This window comes from Cognatiyoonia sediminum, from assembly GCF_900129845.1.
Taxonomy (GTDB): Bacteria; Pseudomonadota; Alphaproteobacteria; order Rhodobacterales; family Rhodobacteraceae; genus Cognatiyoonia; species Cognatiyoonia sediminum.
This window is the reverse complement of sequence record NZ_FQXB01000004.1, coordinates 1-13,803: the sequence shown is the minus strand read 5'-3', so window position 1 is coordinate 13,803 and position 13,803 is coordinate 1. Positions and strand designations below refer to the sequence as shown.

The window sequence follows — 13,803 nt, the reverse complement described above, 5'->3', positions numbered from 1 at the left end:
CTAACTTACCCTCAACAGTCCAATCATGAGGCCAAACATGACACAACGCCTTCATCTGGTGTTCGGCGGAGAGCTGATCGACCCAACAAAGAACGCTTTCAAAGATGTCGACGCCATCGATATCGTCGGCATTTTCCCGAACTACGAAGCGGCCTATAACGCTTGGAAAGGGGCCGCGCAGCGCACCGTTGATAACGCACATATGCGGTATTTTATTGCGCACCTGCACCGCTTGCGGGATGAAGAAGCGGCGGCATCCTCCACCGAAGAATTAGGTTAAAGCTATTAGCTTGAGTAGCGTCAAAAATGTCTTCTGACCGTTTCGCAATATGGGTCCGTTGTAACGACGCCACCAAGCTTCCAGTTCTGCTTGAGCTTGAGGAAGCACTACAAGAGGACGGTTATCCCGTCTGGTTTGAAGTCACGCTCCCAAACTCAGCCGGTACCTCAATGGGGCATCCGGTTCGTAGCAAGGACGTCGCTCGCTTCTTGGATGACCTTGAACCAAGGGCCTTGTTTTGGGTTGGAGGACAATTTGATCCGACGACCCTAGCCGCCGCTCTTGCGCGGAACATTAATGTCGTCGTCGCTGATGCAGGCATCGCGATGCTACCAAGAATGGGCCGCGGCTGGTTTCCCGGCAAAACAAGAGCGCTGTTGTCTCAGTTCTCCCATGTTTTCGCTCGAACGTCAGAATCCGCAGAAGGCCTGACCCGAGCTGGCGTCCGCGAAGACCGAATTACCGCAAGCGGGCCGCTACAATCCTCTGGCGATGTGCTGCCACATGACGAGGAACAGCGGCATGAGCTGTCACAACGCCTTGGCCCGCGTCCTATGTGGGTGGCGGCACACGTTGGCGAGGCGGAAGTGAACACACTTGCCGCGGCGCAACGCGAAGCCTCCAAACGCGCGCACCGATTGCTGGGGATCGTCATTCCAAGCGACAACCCAGACGGCATTGCGCATTTACTCAGATCGGCAAGCTTCGCTGTAACAGTGGAATCTGATGGTGAAATGCCAACTGAAAGCACTCAATTCCACGTGGCAAGCGGGTGCGAGACAGCTGGGCTCTGGTTTAGGATGGCGCCTCTAACTGTCATAGGTGGAAGCTTCGACGAAGGAGCCCGAATTGACCCTTTTTCAGCGGCGACCGTTGGATCCGTTTCGATCCACGGGTCACACTATGGAAACTTCGCAAATCATTTTGAGCAATTGGTCGACGCCAACGCATCCGTCATATGCAATTCGCCTAAAGACTTAGGCTCGGCTATTTCTGTTATGCTCTCCGCAGACCGGGCGGCCCATTGCGCCCGCAACGGATGGGAAGTCACCTCTCGCGGGGCAGATGTCATGAACCAGATCAGGTCACACCTTGGGAGCATTCTGGATGCGTGAACCGAATTTCTGGTATCGCGCTCCGGGCTGGCAAAGTGCGCTCTTGGCCCCGCTGGGGTCGATTTACGCGGCGCTCACTTCCCGTCGGGTTGCGCAACAGCCGCAATATACTGCCCAAGTTCCAGTGATCTGCATTGGGAACATCAATGCGGGTGGAACTGGTAAGACTCCGACAGCCATCGCAATCGCTCAGCACCTCCAAAAACGGGGACACGTCGTTCATATCGTCAGCCGCGGCTATGGCGGGTCGCTCGCCGGCCCCGTTTTGGTTAAAGAAGGCACCCACAGCGCGGACCAAACCGGCGATGAACCTTTGCTTTTATCTGCCTTCGCCCCAACATGGGTTGCCAAAGACAGGGCGCTGGGAGTTCAAGCCGCAGTAGAGGCGGGCGCCACAGCGATCCTGCTGGACGACGGGTTTCAAAACCCAACCGTTGCCAAAGCCATCAGCATCGTCGTCGTTGATGCGACCCGTGGTTTTGGGAACAAGCGCGTCATTCCGGCTGGCCCGTTGAGGGAACCGATAGGGGCAGGTTTGAGACGCGCCGATGTAGTTCTCACCATTGGCAAAGGCGAAATCGACGGTTTGGAAGGGAAACCCGTTGCCAAAGGCCATTTGATCCCTCTGCAAACAGGCATGACATGGACAGGCCTAAGGGTCTTGGCCTTTGCAGGCATTGGTAACCCGTCGAAGTTCTTTGCCACGTTGCGCGAATTAGGCGTTGAGATCATCAAGTCCGAACCTCTCGACGACCACCAACCTCTAACGCCTGCCTTGATGCGTCGACTAGAGACCGAAGCAAAAGCGCAGGTCGCCCAGTTGGTGACAACCGAGAAAGACGCCGTTCGCTTGCCAGACGACTTCCGGTCAAAAGTGCTTACGGTTCCCATTCGGTTGGAGGTCGAAGATTGGTCGTCTTTGGATTCGGCATTCCAGCAAGAAGGCCTTTAATCTAGCAGATGCTGGTCTTCACCGATCTTGGGTGACGCTTTTTCACGACTGACATCAGCATCCGAAAACTTCACTGGGAACGCCACCGAAGGCACCCCATCCAACTCCAAACGCAAGCCACGATGCTGGATTTGAGGGTCGGCGAAAACGTCCGCCATATCGTTGATCGGCCCCGCAGGAACGCCATTCGCTTCACACCGCGAGAGAAGATCATCACGCGTGATCTTTTGGGTTTCAACCGTCAACAAATCCGTCAGCGCATCGCGGTTTTCCAATCGCATTGGATTGGTTGCGAAACGGTCATCGGTACCCAAGTCATTAACACCCAGCAGGTCACAAAACGCCCGATACTGGCCGTCATTCCCCGCAGCCACGATGGCAAAGCCGTCTTTGCAATCGAACACCTGATAGGGAACGATATTCGGATGCGCGTTGCCGAGCCGTTTGGGGGCAACATCTGTGGCCAAGTAGTTCATCGCCTGATTGGCCATCACAGCAGTGGCCACATCAAAAAGCGCAACATCAATATGCTGCCCCTTGCCGGTTGCGTTCCGTTGTTGAACGGCAGCCAAAATCGACGTCGCCGCATAGAGGCCCGAGAATATGTCCGTCACCGCGACGCCAACCTTTTGCGGTTGGCCATCTGGTTCACCTGTCACAGACATGAGGCCAGACATGCCTTGGATGATGTAATCGTACCCCGCCCGATAGGCATAGGGGCCATCCTGCCCAAAACCCGTGATCGAACAGTAAATCAGCCTTGGGTTTTCTGCTGCCAAACTGTCGTAGTCGAGGCCATATTTCTTCAACCCGCCAACTTTGAAATTCTCGATCAGAATGTCGGCGTCTTTGATCAGTTCGATCAGCTGAGCTTTGCCCTCATCCGTCCGAAAATCAATCGCAACGGAGGCTTTGCCGCGATTGCAACTGTGGAAGTAGGCAGCAGAGGTATCGCCGTCCCGTTCTATGAAAGGCGGGCCCCATTGGCGGGTATCGTCGCCTGTAGGTGCTTCCACTTTGATGACCTCAGCGCCAAGGTCAGACAAAGTTTGACCGGCCCAAGGGCCGGCCAGAATACGTGCCAGTTCAACAACTTTCAGACCGGCGAGTGGTCGCATTAACCGTTGATCTTTCCATCAAGAACAGAAGCGAAATCAGCGTATGACATGTTTGCGTATTTTTCGCCGTCGATCAGGAAACTTGGTGTCGAGTTGATCCCGTCGCGATCCGCGTTTTCCTGGAACCAGCCAACAAGGCTCTGTGCGAATGCGCCGTCTTGCATGCAAGCGTCGAGTGTCGCTTGATCCAGACCTGCGATCTTACCGATCTTTTGCAGCTCATCTGCGATGGTCGCCGGATCACCTGACGCCGTCCATTCGCGCTGCTTTTCATAGATCATATCTGAAATCTCAAAGAAGCGAGCGCCCTCGCCGCAGCGCGCAACCATCGACGCCCAAAGGCCGAAGCGGTCAAAATAAACCTCGCGATAAACGAAGCGAACCTTGCCAGTGTCGATATAATTCTCTTTCAACTGCTTGAACTGATTGGCGTGGAAGGAAGCGCAATGCGGGCAAGTGTATGACGCGTATTCGATCACTTCCACCGGCGCATCGGCAGAACCGAGAACCATATCCGGAATCTCAACAGCCTCAGCCGTTTGCGCGTTGGCCATGCCAACCAGAAGGTTCGATCCTGCGCCTTGCTGGCCGCGCTGGGTCCACAAAAAACCGCCGCCAAGGGCAATCGCTGCAGCGCCAGTGCCTAAAAGAGTTCTACGATCCATCTCTACCTCTTATGTGTCTTATCTTTTGAAATAACATTTGCGCCGAGCCGTTCAAGCGCCTGTCGCAACTCTTCGCTTTCAACGCCAGTCGTGGCCTCGCGCGCGCGGCCCTCAGCCTCTCGATCGGGCGCTTTAGCAGCCTTGGGCGCGTGTTGAAAGGCGACCTTACCATCGGCGAATCCTGTCGGCGCGGATTGCGTAATCCGAACGCGCGAAATCGCGTTGTAGCCGTAGCATCGGTTCACCTTTTTGCGGATTTGCTCCTTTTGCATCTCAAGCATCGGGGCAGATGCCCCCGTGGTCAAAAGGGTCAAAGTGGCACCCATTCCGCCGCGGGAATACTTAATATCCACTGGATTAGACACTTTGGCCGTGTCTTCGCCCACAATCTCTGCCCAATGGGTCAGAAGCCGAGATTCAGAAAACCCCCGACCCTCACTCGCCTTGCGAATGCGGGATTGCATCAGCGTCACCGCACGAGAAAACCCGTACGTGGTTCCGTTATGACGTGGCGAACGCATCATTCTGTTCTAGTCTAAGGCAGAGAGGACGCCAAGCCACTGCGGCAGTTTCGAAGGACCGGTAAAGATTGCGTGACCAGACTGCTGAACTTTTAAGTTGGTACGATACTCATGCGCGGGTCATGCCGTGGCGTGTGGGGCCATCGGAACGCAAGAAGGGGATCCGTCCGAACCCCTATCACGTTTGGATGTCCGAAATCATGTTGCAGCAGACGACCGTCAAAGCCGTGAAGGATTACTTTGTGAAATTCATCCGCCTCTGGCCAACGGTTCAGGATTTGGCGGCGGCAGAAGATGCAGATGTCATGGCGGCATGGGCCGGTCTTGGATACTACGCGCGGGCGCGGAACCTTCTGAAATGCGCGCGGGTGGTTGTCGCAGATTATGGAGGGGAATTTCCAGCGGACCATGCGGAATTGCTCAAACTGCCCGGCATCGGCCCCTATACCGCCGCCGCTGTCAGTGCCATCGCCTTTGATTTGCCAGAGACCGTGTTGGACGGGAACGTCGAGCGGGTCATGGCGCGCAAGCACAACGTGCAAACACCCCTACCGACCGCAAAACCAGAACTTATGACCTTGGCAGAAAGCTATACGCCAAACGAACGCCCCGGCGACTACGCGCAAGCCGTCATGGATCTGGGTGCTACGATCTGCACACCCAAGAACCCCGCTTGTGGGATTTGCGCGTGGCGGGATGATTGCCAAGGTCGGCTTGCTGGCACCGCTGCGGAGCTACCCAGAAAACTACCAAAAAAAGCAAAGCCAATCCGCCTTGGCATCGCCTATGTAGCGCGACGTGAGGATGGAGCCTGGTTGCTAGAGACCCGACCGGAGAAGGGCCTTCTTGGCGGCATGCTTGGTTGGCCGGGGTCTGAGTGGAACGAAGACCCAAGCCTTAACCCGCCGTTAGATTTGGAGTGGTCGGAACTTCGCGAAGAAGCACGCCATACCTTCACACATTTTCATTTGCGTCTGAAAATCATGGTTGGATGGGCACCTTCCGATGCAAAACCAACGATGGGCCATTTCATCCCACATACAGAGTTTGCACCTTCGGCCCTCCCGACCGTGATGCGCAAGGTGTTCGATCTGGCGCATGTGACGTTACGCCCTGATTGAGTGAATGAACGTTTGATCGTAGCCTCTCGATAATCAGGGAAGTCAACCAATGACATCTATGCCATCGACAAGACCATACTCCGGACTCGCCAGTGCAGCGCCGTTTTGGTTGTCGTTGGCCCTCATTCCCCTGGTGATGATAAGCGCTATCAACGGTGGCTGGACACTCATTCTGGTGCCTGTCGCAACGTGGTATCTCTTCTCCGTCCTCGATCTGATCGTCGGTCTCTACAAGGAAAACGCGGATCCGCAGACGCCAGAGACAGAGCTCTTCTGGTACAAAGCCATCACAATCATCTGGGCACCTGTCCAAGTGATGACCATTTTCGGCGCAATGATCTATGCGACCTCGACAGATCATCTGAACGGTTGGGAGCAATGGGGCCTCTTCATCGGGATCGGCGTGATTTCGGGTACGATCGGCATCAATTACAGCCACGAATTGATGCACCAGCGACCGAAGTTGGAACGCTGGATGGCAGACATTCTTTTGGCCTCCGTCCTTTATTCTCATTTCCGGTCAGAGCATCTTTTGGTGCATCACCGCTATGTCGCCACGCCCAAAGACCCTGTCACCGCCCGCTATGGCGAAGGCTTCTGGCGCTATTTCCCCCGCGTCCTGTGCCAATGTTACGCTTCGGCGTTTAATGCCGAGAAAGCGATGCTGGCGCGGAAGAATCTGCCTTGGACCGACCGCAGCAATCCGTTTTGGCGTTATTGGGGGTTACAGGCTGCCTTCCTAGTCCTATCCGTTTTGATCGCCGGCTGGTGGGGTGTTCTGCTCTTTGCAACGCAAGCCTTTGTCGCGTTTTTTCAATTGGAACTGGTCAACTACATCGAACACTATGGCCTGACGCGCAAACACCTCGGTGACGGCAAATACGAACACGTCCAGCCACACCATTCGTGGAACTCTGCTCATCGGGCATCGAACTGGCTCCTGATCAACTTGCAGCGTCATTCCGATCATCACTTCAAACCGGACCGGCGGTTTCCGTTGCTGCAAACCTATGATGAGGATGAAGCACCGCAACTGCCCTTCGGCTACCCTGTGATGACAATCGCAGCCCTCTCCCCAACCCTGTGGCGCAAGGTGATGAACCCAAAGGTCAAGGCGTGGCGCGCACGGTACTATCCCGAGATAGAAGATTGGACGCCGTACAAAACAGCCGCTAATCCTATGCCGCGTTAAGCCTGCGGCAAGTGACCCGTCTTAACGTAGATCAAACACCCTTCATCTGACCAAGGATCATGTTTCGACATGTGCGGGCTGCGGATCCAGCTTCCCGCCGGATAATCGCCGTGCTCATCCTGAAACGTGCCTTCAATCACGAAAATCTCTTCCCCGCCCCAATGTTGATGGGCTGAGAACTTCGTACCCGGCGCCCAGCGCACAAGGGCCACGTTTTCCGAAGTATGGCTGTGCAACGGCAGGACTGAAAGGCCGAGTGCAACGCCGGGACGAAACTCAGCCTCACGCGTATTGATATGGAAATGCGCGGTGTCGTCTTCATCGAACTGATGCAGTTTGACGAGGATCGTCGCACCTTCTGGCCCGATGTGAGGCGTGTGGGCCGTCCCAATCGGATTACGGACGTAAGTACCCGCGGGATAATCGTTGTGTTCGTCGGAAAACACGCCCTCGAGCACCAGAAACTCTTCACCCCCGCCATGTTCATGGGTATCGAACTGGCTGTTCGGGGCAAAGCGCACAATCGTTGTGGCGCGGGCCACTTCATCCCCGATCCGATCCAGCATCATGCGGTCAACGCCGTTCGCGGGCGACGCGACCCATTCGTAATCGTCCGGAGTGACAACAACGCGTTCGGCAAAGTTATCTCTAAGGCGCATGGGTTATTCCTTTCTTAGACGAGTCGCAAAAAGCGCGGTCGCGTCGGTGAATTTTGAAACGTCGGTGTGAGATCGCGCGACTAATTGCGCGCCTTCAACGAGGGCAAACAGCGCGTCTGCTTCTCTTTCTGGGTCTTGAACATCGGCGATCGTGCCGTCGTTGGTACGAAACATCTCGATGAGCCAGCGCAGTGCCATGTCCTGAAACGCATCGAGTTCGGTCAAGGTTTTGCTATCGAAACTATTCTTCCCAGCACTCATCGCGACGCAAAGGCAGACCGCCTCCCCCTTTTGCAACGCAACTAAGTAGAGCGTCAGGAAGCCAGTTGCACGGTCAGCAGAGGTGGCGGCCGCATCTGCAATCGCCTCCAGTTCTTTTGCTACATCCGTCCGATACCGACTGATCATTTTCACGGCGAGATCGGCCTTGGTTGGGAAATGATAATGCACGCTGGCTTTGCGGATGTTGGCAGCTGTGGCGAGGTCAGCAAAGCTCATCGCGTCAAATCCGCGGGTTCGAACAAGGCGTTCGGCTTCGATTAGGAGTAAGTCTTGTGTGTTCATGGCTACCAACTAGTAGGTAGATTGGCAGTATGCAACCTCTGAGACGAGAAAAAACCCCGCCACAATGGGCGGGGTGAAGTTATGTGCATGTGGACCTGTCCAGCGGACAGGCGGACCACAGGCACCGGCGGTATTCGAAAAAGTTTAGTGTTGCTGAGCCATCTCTGCACGGATCTGCTGGCGCAGCAGATCAATTGGCACCTTTTGCCCATCACGCTTGAACTGCCAGTAGGTCCAGCCATTGCAGCTTGGCGCGCCTTCCAGATGCGCCCCGACCTGATGGATCGATCCTTTGATGTCATCCCCAATTAGCGTGCCATCCGCACGTACCTTTGCCTTGTGGCGGCCGTTCTGAGACCAAAGCTCTTCACCTGGGCGCAGCATGCCGCGCTCGACGAGTACACCGAACGCAACGCGGGGTTCGGCGCGTTTGGATTGCGTTACCTCAAGCGCTTCTTTGTCAAACTTGCGAATTTTCGACAAACGTTTTGTCGCGACTTTACGGTAGGCTTCTTCACGCTCGATCCCAATGAAATCACGGCCCAACATCTTGGCCACAGCACCCGTGGTGCCTGTGCCAAAGAACGGATCAAGGATCACATCGCCAGGGTTGGTGGACCCAACCAAGACGCGATGCAGCAGGCTTTCAGGCTTCTGCGTCGGATGCGCCTTGTCGCCGTTTTCGTCCTTCAAACGCTCATGGCCCGTACAAATCGGCAGCACCCAGTCAGACCGCATCTGCACACCCTCGTTCAAAGCCTTGAGTGCTTCATAATTGAAGGTGTATTTGCTGGCTTCCTGCTTCGACGCCCAGATCATTGTCTCATGCGCATTCGTAAAACGCTTGCCACGGAAGTTCGGCATCGGGTTCGACTTGCGCCAAACCACATCATTGAGGATCCAGAACCCTTGGTTCTGTAGCTCTGCCCCCATGCGGAAGACATTGTGATAACTGCCGATTACCCAGATCGCACCGTTTGGTTTCAACAGTCGACGCGCAGCGGCCAGCCAATCCTTTGTGAAGCGGTCATAAATCTTGAAGCTGTCGAACTGATCCCAGTCGTTATCAACCGCGTCGACCTTGGAGTTGTCGGGGCGATGCAGATCGCCACGTAGCTGCAAGTTATAAGGAGGGTCTGCAAAGATCAGGTCAATGGATTCAGCCGGAAGGCTGTTCATGACCTCAATGCAGTCACCGTCTAAAATTTGGTTGAGCGGAAGCGTCGCCGCCTTCGCCGCTTTTGTTTTCGTAACCATCTTATGCCTCTGTCCCGGCGGCCTTTACCGCTCGTTCGTTGACCCCAATGTGAGTCAGAGGCGATTCGCTGTAAATAACTTTATTGAATCAATCGGTTACGATTTTGTCTTGATACAAGATATTGTGTACGGGTGCGAAACTACGCCGATGATGTGGAGTGACACCGTGGCTTTTGAGTCCCGCTTTGTGTTCTTTTGTCGGATATCCCGCGTTTCTTTCCCATCCGTAGCCGGGGTGCTGTTGCGCCAAATCCACCATCAAACGGTCACGCCACACTTTCGCCACAATTGAAGCCGCAGCAATCGAAAGTGATTTGGCATCACCCTTAACCAAGGTCGCTGATGGGGTGTTCAGACCGCGCGGGATCATATTGCCATCGATCAATACAAATTCGGCTGGGGATTTCAGACCGCCAAGCGCGCGGACCATCGCAATGTGGGACGCCCGAAGGATGTTGTGTTCGTCTATTTCAGCGACGCTTGCTTCTGCGATGGAAATGTCTGCGCAATCCATCAACTCATCAAAAAGGACATCCCGACGTTTGGCTGACAATTTCTTACTGTCGTTCAAACCGTCGGGGATATTGTCAGGGTCAAGCACTGCGGCGGCGGCCACGACAGGCCCGGCCAATGGCCCCCTACCCACTTCATCCAAACCTGCGATCCGTAGGAAACCCCGCTGTTGCGCGGCATATTCATAGTCAAAGGTCGGTGTGGTGGCTGCCATACCTTTTGTCACCAGATTGAGTGGCCAGACGCAAGACAAGAAAAAGGGGCAGAAGGCCATGTCTCAACCTTCTGCCCAGTTCGGGCGCGGCAACTGGGGCATTGAGCCGCGCCCCTCCTCGCAACGGTTAGTGCCGACGCGCGCGGAAGCCGCTCTCTCTCAGGCACCTAGGGTCGTAGCCGCGCACCGGACCACGGTAAGTGAACAACCGAACAGCGCAGCGGCGCGGTAAGTCGGATACAAAGGCGTACTCCTGTCGCAAGCAGCGGCGGTTGAAAATCCGATGTTCACCAAAATTAGTACCGACGCGCTGCAAACATTGCCGAGGCAGCACGTTCCTATTTGGGCGATGCACCCAACCCTGATGAACAGGCGCCGCGCGTTCGACTTGCTGCGGCTCTGAACGTGAACGATCATTATGGTTCTTAATCGCTGATCCAATCGCGTATGTAGCGATCAAACCGAACAGTAGCTTGCCGACATCTTCATCCGAAAATCCGTTTGCCTGCGCGGGCTGAGCGCTGGCGACAGTGAGTGAAAGCGCAGTCACACCTGCAATCATCGTCTTATACATCCCAATACCTTTCCTATTCGGGCACCATGTGCGTTTGGGTCATGGGATGAAGATGCGGCTCGCCCGCTCTGCCACTCAATAACGGGGGATGGTTATGCGATGGCAAGCGCGATAGGATCAGCGGATATTGAATAACACGCCCGTCACAGGTCATCTGATCCCTATGAAACAGCTTCTTTTTTCCATTCTGGTCACAGGCTTGTCAGCCACGGCTGCGCAAGCGGCATGCTATGCGGACTATAAGGCCAAGCAAGATGACCCGCTGCGCCTGCACTACGGCGTGGCCGAGATTTCAGGCGATTGCACGGTCCGCTCTGCCGAACGGCAATTGCAAGGTCGCCTCGCCAGCCAAGGTTGGACGCTCTTGAATGTATTATCAGTCTTTGATGACGCAGGCTTGGACGAAAGAAAGGATAGCGCCGGTGACAACTACCTCCGCTACTGAATCCCGCGAAATCGGAAACCGCACTGTTGTTACTGGTATCGCCGCCATCGTGGCGATCCTGTTGGTCGCGGCGGTCCTTTTGTTCATCAACCTACCTGACGCCAACGCCTTTGACGCGCGGGTCGAACAGTTGTTTGTCGAGAACGACACCCTAACAGGCAATGCCGAGATCAAATTGCTCGAAATCCTCGCCCAATCCGGCACCGCGTTTTCGGATACGCTGTCCTCCTACCGGTTCGTGATTTTCGTTTTGTTGGTCTTTGCGACCGCACTTCTGATCGCAGCCATTGCCTTCCTGGTGATGCTGATCGCGATGAACCGCCGCCTGAGCCGGATCGAACGGCAGGGGATTGAGGTCAATTCGCTGACAATCAGCCGAGATCAGAAAGCCGTCTACCTCAACGACTTTGAATTCAAGCTGACAGATGCAGCGATGGAAACGCTCTCCGTTCTGGCCGAAGCGCGCATGGACGATGAAATGATGACGGGTGCCGAGATCGAAGGCGTGATATCCGGCCGCAATGCCGCCGATTGCGATGAAGCCGCTGGAGCCACTCGGATCAAACGCCTCCGCGATACGTTAGGTAATCAGATGGTCAGCGAACTGCTGGTCAAGAACGTCGCCCGTAAAGGCTATGTTCTGGCCATCGATAAAGATGTCATAAAGATGGTATGAATTGCGGCCCAGCGGTTTTGATAAAATAGGGATCAACCCGCTGCCAAAACTGCAAGAGATGCGTTGTCTTGGCGTTCGACTGCCCCATGGCTTCAATCGCCATGACATCCGCCGCAACCAACGCCGCCAAACGGTAAGCTGAATTCGCCGCATCTTGATCTTCGATCGACGGCCCTTCAAGTTCCGCCGCTGCAGATGTCAACGCAAAGCTCACCGTCAAAGCCGATTGGGCTGGCCAATCCTCCGCCAGATCCCTCACCAAGGACTGAATTCTATTCTGGTCCCCGCTCGCAAGCGCGGCCACAGAGTATGCGATCATATGATCGAGATCACTCATCCACATTGTACTACTCTAACCTCACCGCACTTATCTCCCGTGTGCGTGTCATGAGTCTAGCTTGCGTCGAATCTCCGATCCAGCCGGAAAATTGAATTTCGTTCCGTCAAACGAAGAATTTACCGTTTCGGCTTTGGCGACCGCAATCGATTCTAATCCTTCTCAAGGTGGAAATCAGTGCCCTTCCAAATGGGGCGGAAATGTGTCATTAAAAGGGCATTTGTTTGGCGGCCGCGAGTCGCTAGCTTTGAAATTCTGTGTACAAATCCAAGTTTTGTGAGCGTTAACGAGCCGAATTTGGTAGTGAGTGGGAGATTAGCATGAAGACTAAGTCTATCTTGGCAGCAGCAGCGATTTGCACATTGCCGTTCACAACAGCACAAGCAGCTGTTATCGATTTTACTGAAGGTCCGACAGGAAGCCCGGCTCTTTCTGGAAGCATCTTGGGGCTAGACTACGTAGTAACTGGAAGCCCAAGCGCTCCAAACAACAACGAAGGTTTCGGTGGAGCAGCCCCAACAAACAGTCTGGGGCTGGATTTCGTGGCTGACGGGTTCGGTGTGGACAACGATGAAATTACAGCGACATCTGATTCAATCACCGTAAGTTTTTTTGAAGCCGGAACGAACAACCTCGTAGAAGTTGTGCTTCAAGCATTTGCCTTCCTTGACCTTTTCCCTAACAGCAATGGATCTGGAGAAACCGGCATCGTAACTGCAAGCGGCGGTGGAACGGATAGTGTCTCCTTTGATGCGGGAGCGAACGGTGGTTATGCAGAGTTGACGGGACTGACCCTCATCGGTTCTTCGTTCGTGTTTACTTCAGGTTTGACGAACGACAACGCAGGACAAGCAGACGGTGCATTGGCCGGTATTGACGTGGTTCTTCGTCCCGACATCGTGGGTGAGCCAAACCCTGTTCCACTCCCAGCGGCCGGTTGGATGTTGCTTGCTGGCGTCGGCGGGATGACCATCGTTGGTCGTCGTCGCAAGTCGAAGGAATGATCGGTCTTTCCTGAAGATGACCTGTTAGAATTTGTGGGCCGCCTTCTTAGGCGGCCTTTTTTTGTATAGCCTCTGACGTTAAAGCCGCAATCGTCCGTTACCGGTAACCTAGTCCTTAAGGATTGAGACTTAAATGACCTCCCATTGCCGCCGAACCGACCCAACATAGGCTTAAATGAACGGCTCGGACCTTTTGACCAAAGTACGAATGAGAAATGTGGTTTCTATAGGCATCTGTACTGTGGCGACCCCGGCAGTATTCGATGACTGAAACCCAGAAACGGAGGCAAAAACCAGAGTTAAATGAAGTAGGCGACAATTTAGTGGCGTAGCTTTATGTGGTAGACGGCACTGATCAGCCCCACCTAATTGGGCCAGTTTAAATGTTAGTGCATTATTGGCCTGGGTTCCATCGGGACGATGGTTTCCGGGGCCGGTGGGCGGTAGCCTAAGGCACTGTGTGGTCGTTTGGTGTTGTAGTGCTTCCTCCATTCTTCGATAAGGATTTGCGCCTCCCTGAGCGAGTAGAAAACCTCGCCGTTAAGCAGCTCGTCCCGAAGCCGTGCATTGAAGCTTTCGCAATATCCGTTTTCCCA

18 protein-coding genes are annotated in these 13,803 nt (G+C 54.7%); 8 read left to right on the top strand and 10 right to left on the bottom strand.

Features of this window, described 5'->3' with window-relative positions; translation table 11 throughout:
• Positions 1 to 37: 37 nt before the first annotated feature.
• From BUA85_RS12295 to lpxK, 3 genes are read left to right on the top strand one after another with little or no spacing between them, the layout of a single operon-like run.
• Positions 38 to 280: a DUF4170 domain-containing protein gene (locus tag BUA85_RS12295; protein WP_207548156.1), complete on the top strand. Its 243-nt coding sequence runs from the start codon at positions 38 to 40 to the stop codon at positions 278 to 280.
• Between the two features lie 26 nt (positions 281 to 306).
• Positions 307 to 1,395, top strand: coding sequence for a 3-deoxy-D-manno-octulosonic acid transferase (locus BUA85_RS12290; protein WP_072901558.1), 1,089 nt, complete (start codon positions 307 to 309; stop codon positions 1,393 to 1,395).
• Entirely contained in the window at positions 1,388 to 2,347 is a 960-nt protein-coding gene (gene lpxK / locus BUA85_RS12285; RefSeq protein ID WP_072901556.1) for a tetraacyldisaccharide 4'-kinase, read from the top strand. Before BUA85_RS12290 ends, lpxK begins: the two co-directional genes overlap by 8 nt.
• On the opposite strand, the gene BUA85_RS12280 is transcribed toward lpxK, so the two are convergent.
• The 3 genes from BUA85_RS12280 to BUA85_RS12270 are packed head-to-tail and all read right to left on the bottom strand — an operon-like array spanning position 2,344 to position 4,651.
• Positions 2,344 to 3,465, bottom strand: a complete 1,122-nt coding sequence (locus BUA85_RS12280; RefSeq protein ID WP_072901554.1) for a CaiB/BaiF CoA transferase family protein — start codon at positions 3,463 to 3,465, stop codon at positions 2,344 to 2,346. The genes lpxK and BUA85_RS12280 overlap by 4 nt on opposite strands.
• Entirely contained in the window at positions 3,465 to 4,130 is a 666-nt protein-coding gene (locus BUA85_RS12275) for a DsbA family protein (protein ID WP_072901552.1), read from the bottom strand. Before BUA85_RS12275 ends, BUA85_RS12280 begins: the two co-directional genes overlap by 1 nt.
• A 2-nt stretch (positions 4,131 to 4,132) precedes the next feature.
• Positions 4,133 to 4,651, bottom strand: coding sequence for a DUF721 domain-containing protein (locus tag BUA85_RS12270; RefSeq protein WP_072901880.1), 519 nt, complete (start codon positions 4,649 to 4,651; stop codon positions 4,133 to 4,135).
• 68 nt (positions 4,652 to 4,719) lie between these two features.
• Here BUA85_RS12270 and mutY point away from each other — a divergent pair, with 68 nt between their 5' ends.
• Together mutY and BUA85_RS12260 are read left to right on the top strand one after the other, a co-directional pair.
• Positions 4,720 to 5,772, top strand: a complete 1,053-nt coding sequence (mutY, locus tag BUA85_RS12265) for an A/G-specific adenine glycosylase (protein WP_072901550.1) — start codon at positions 4,720 to 4,722, stop codon at positions 5,770 to 5,772.
• A gap of 49 nt (positions 5,773 to 5,821) precedes the next feature.
• Positions 5,822 to 6,964, top strand: coding sequence for an alkane 1-monooxygenase (locus BUA85_RS12260; RefSeq protein WP_110559098.1), 1,143 nt, complete (start codon positions 5,822 to 5,824; stop codon positions 6,962 to 6,964).
• Here BUA85_RS12260 and BUA85_RS12255 read toward each other — a convergent pair.
• From BUA85_RS12255 to BUA85_RS12235, 5 genes are all read right to left on the bottom strand, one after another.
• Positions 6,961 to 7,623 carry a cupin domain-containing protein gene (locus tag BUA85_RS12255; protein ID WP_072901548.1) on the bottom strand — a complete coding sequence of 221 codons (663 nt, stop codon included), beginning with the start codon at positions 7,621 to 7,623 and terminating at the stop codon, positions 6,961 to 6,963. The genes BUA85_RS12260 and BUA85_RS12255 overlap by 4 nt on opposite strands.
• Before the next feature lie 3 nt (positions 7,624 to 7,626).
• A complete protein-coding gene (locus BUA85_RS12250; RefSeq protein ID WP_072901546.1) occupies positions 7,627 to 8,187 on the bottom strand; it encodes a TetR/AcrR family transcriptional regulator in 561 nt (186 codons plus the stop codon).
• A 144-nt stretch (positions 8,188 to 8,331) separates the two neighbouring features.
• Entirely contained in the window at positions 8,332 to 9,444 is a 1,113-nt protein-coding gene (locus BUA85_RS12245; protein WP_072901544.1) for a site-specific DNA-methyltransferase, read from the bottom strand.
• Positions 9,445 to 9,532: 88 nt separating this feature from the next.
• Positions 9,533 to 10,171, bottom strand: a complete 639-nt coding sequence (locus BUA85_RS12240) for a ribonuclease HII (protein WP_072901876.1) — start codon at positions 10,169 to 10,171, stop codon at positions 9,533 to 9,535.
• A 127-nt stretch (positions 10,172 to 10,298) separates the two neighbouring features.
• On the bottom strand, positions 10,299 to 10,745 hold the full coding sequence (locus tag BUA85_RS12235) for a hypothetical protein (RefSeq protein ID WP_072901542.1): 447 nt from the start codon (positions 10,743 to 10,745) through the stop codon (positions 10,299 to 10,301).
• A gap of 163 nt (positions 10,746 to 10,908) precedes the next feature.
• Here BUA85_RS12235 and BUA85_RS12230 point away from each other — a divergent pair, with 163 nt between their 5' ends.
• Both BUA85_RS12230 and BUA85_RS12225 read left to right on the top strand, forming a co-directional pair.
• Complete coding sequence (locus BUA85_RS12230) at positions 10,909 to 11,190, top strand: hypothetical protein (protein ID WP_072901540.1); 282 nt, start codon at positions 10,909 to 10,911, stop codon at positions 11,188 to 11,190.
• Entirely contained in the window at positions 11,168 to 11,866 is a 699-nt protein-coding gene (locus BUA85_RS12225) for a winged helix-turn-helix domain-containing protein (RefSeq protein ID WP_423219910.1), read from the top strand. Before BUA85_RS12230 ends, BUA85_RS12225 begins: the two co-directional genes overlap by 23 nt.
• Here BUA85_RS12225 and BUA85_RS12220 read toward each other — a convergent pair.
• Entirely contained in the window at positions 11,850 to 12,203 is a 354-nt protein-coding gene (locus BUA85_RS12220; protein WP_131802811.1) for a hypothetical protein, read from the bottom strand. The two genes, BUA85_RS12225 and BUA85_RS12220, sit on opposite strands and share 17 nt — an antisense overlap.
• Positions 12,204 to 12,523: 320 nt before the next feature.
• Here BUA85_RS12220 and BUA85_RS12215 point away from each other — a divergent pair, with 320 nt between their 5' ends.
• Entirely contained in the window at positions 12,524 to 13,207 is a 684-nt protein-coding gene (locus BUA85_RS12215) for a VPLPA-CTERM sorting domain-containing protein (protein ID WP_072901536.1), read from the top strand.
• Between the two features lie 386 nt (positions 13,208 to 13,593).
• Here BUA85_RS12215 and BUA85_RS12210 read toward each other — a convergent pair.
• A partial coding sequence (locus tag BUA85_RS12210; protein WP_131802810.1) for an integrase core domain-containing protein occupies positions 13,594 to 13,803 on the bottom strand: 210 nt, incomplete at its 5' end.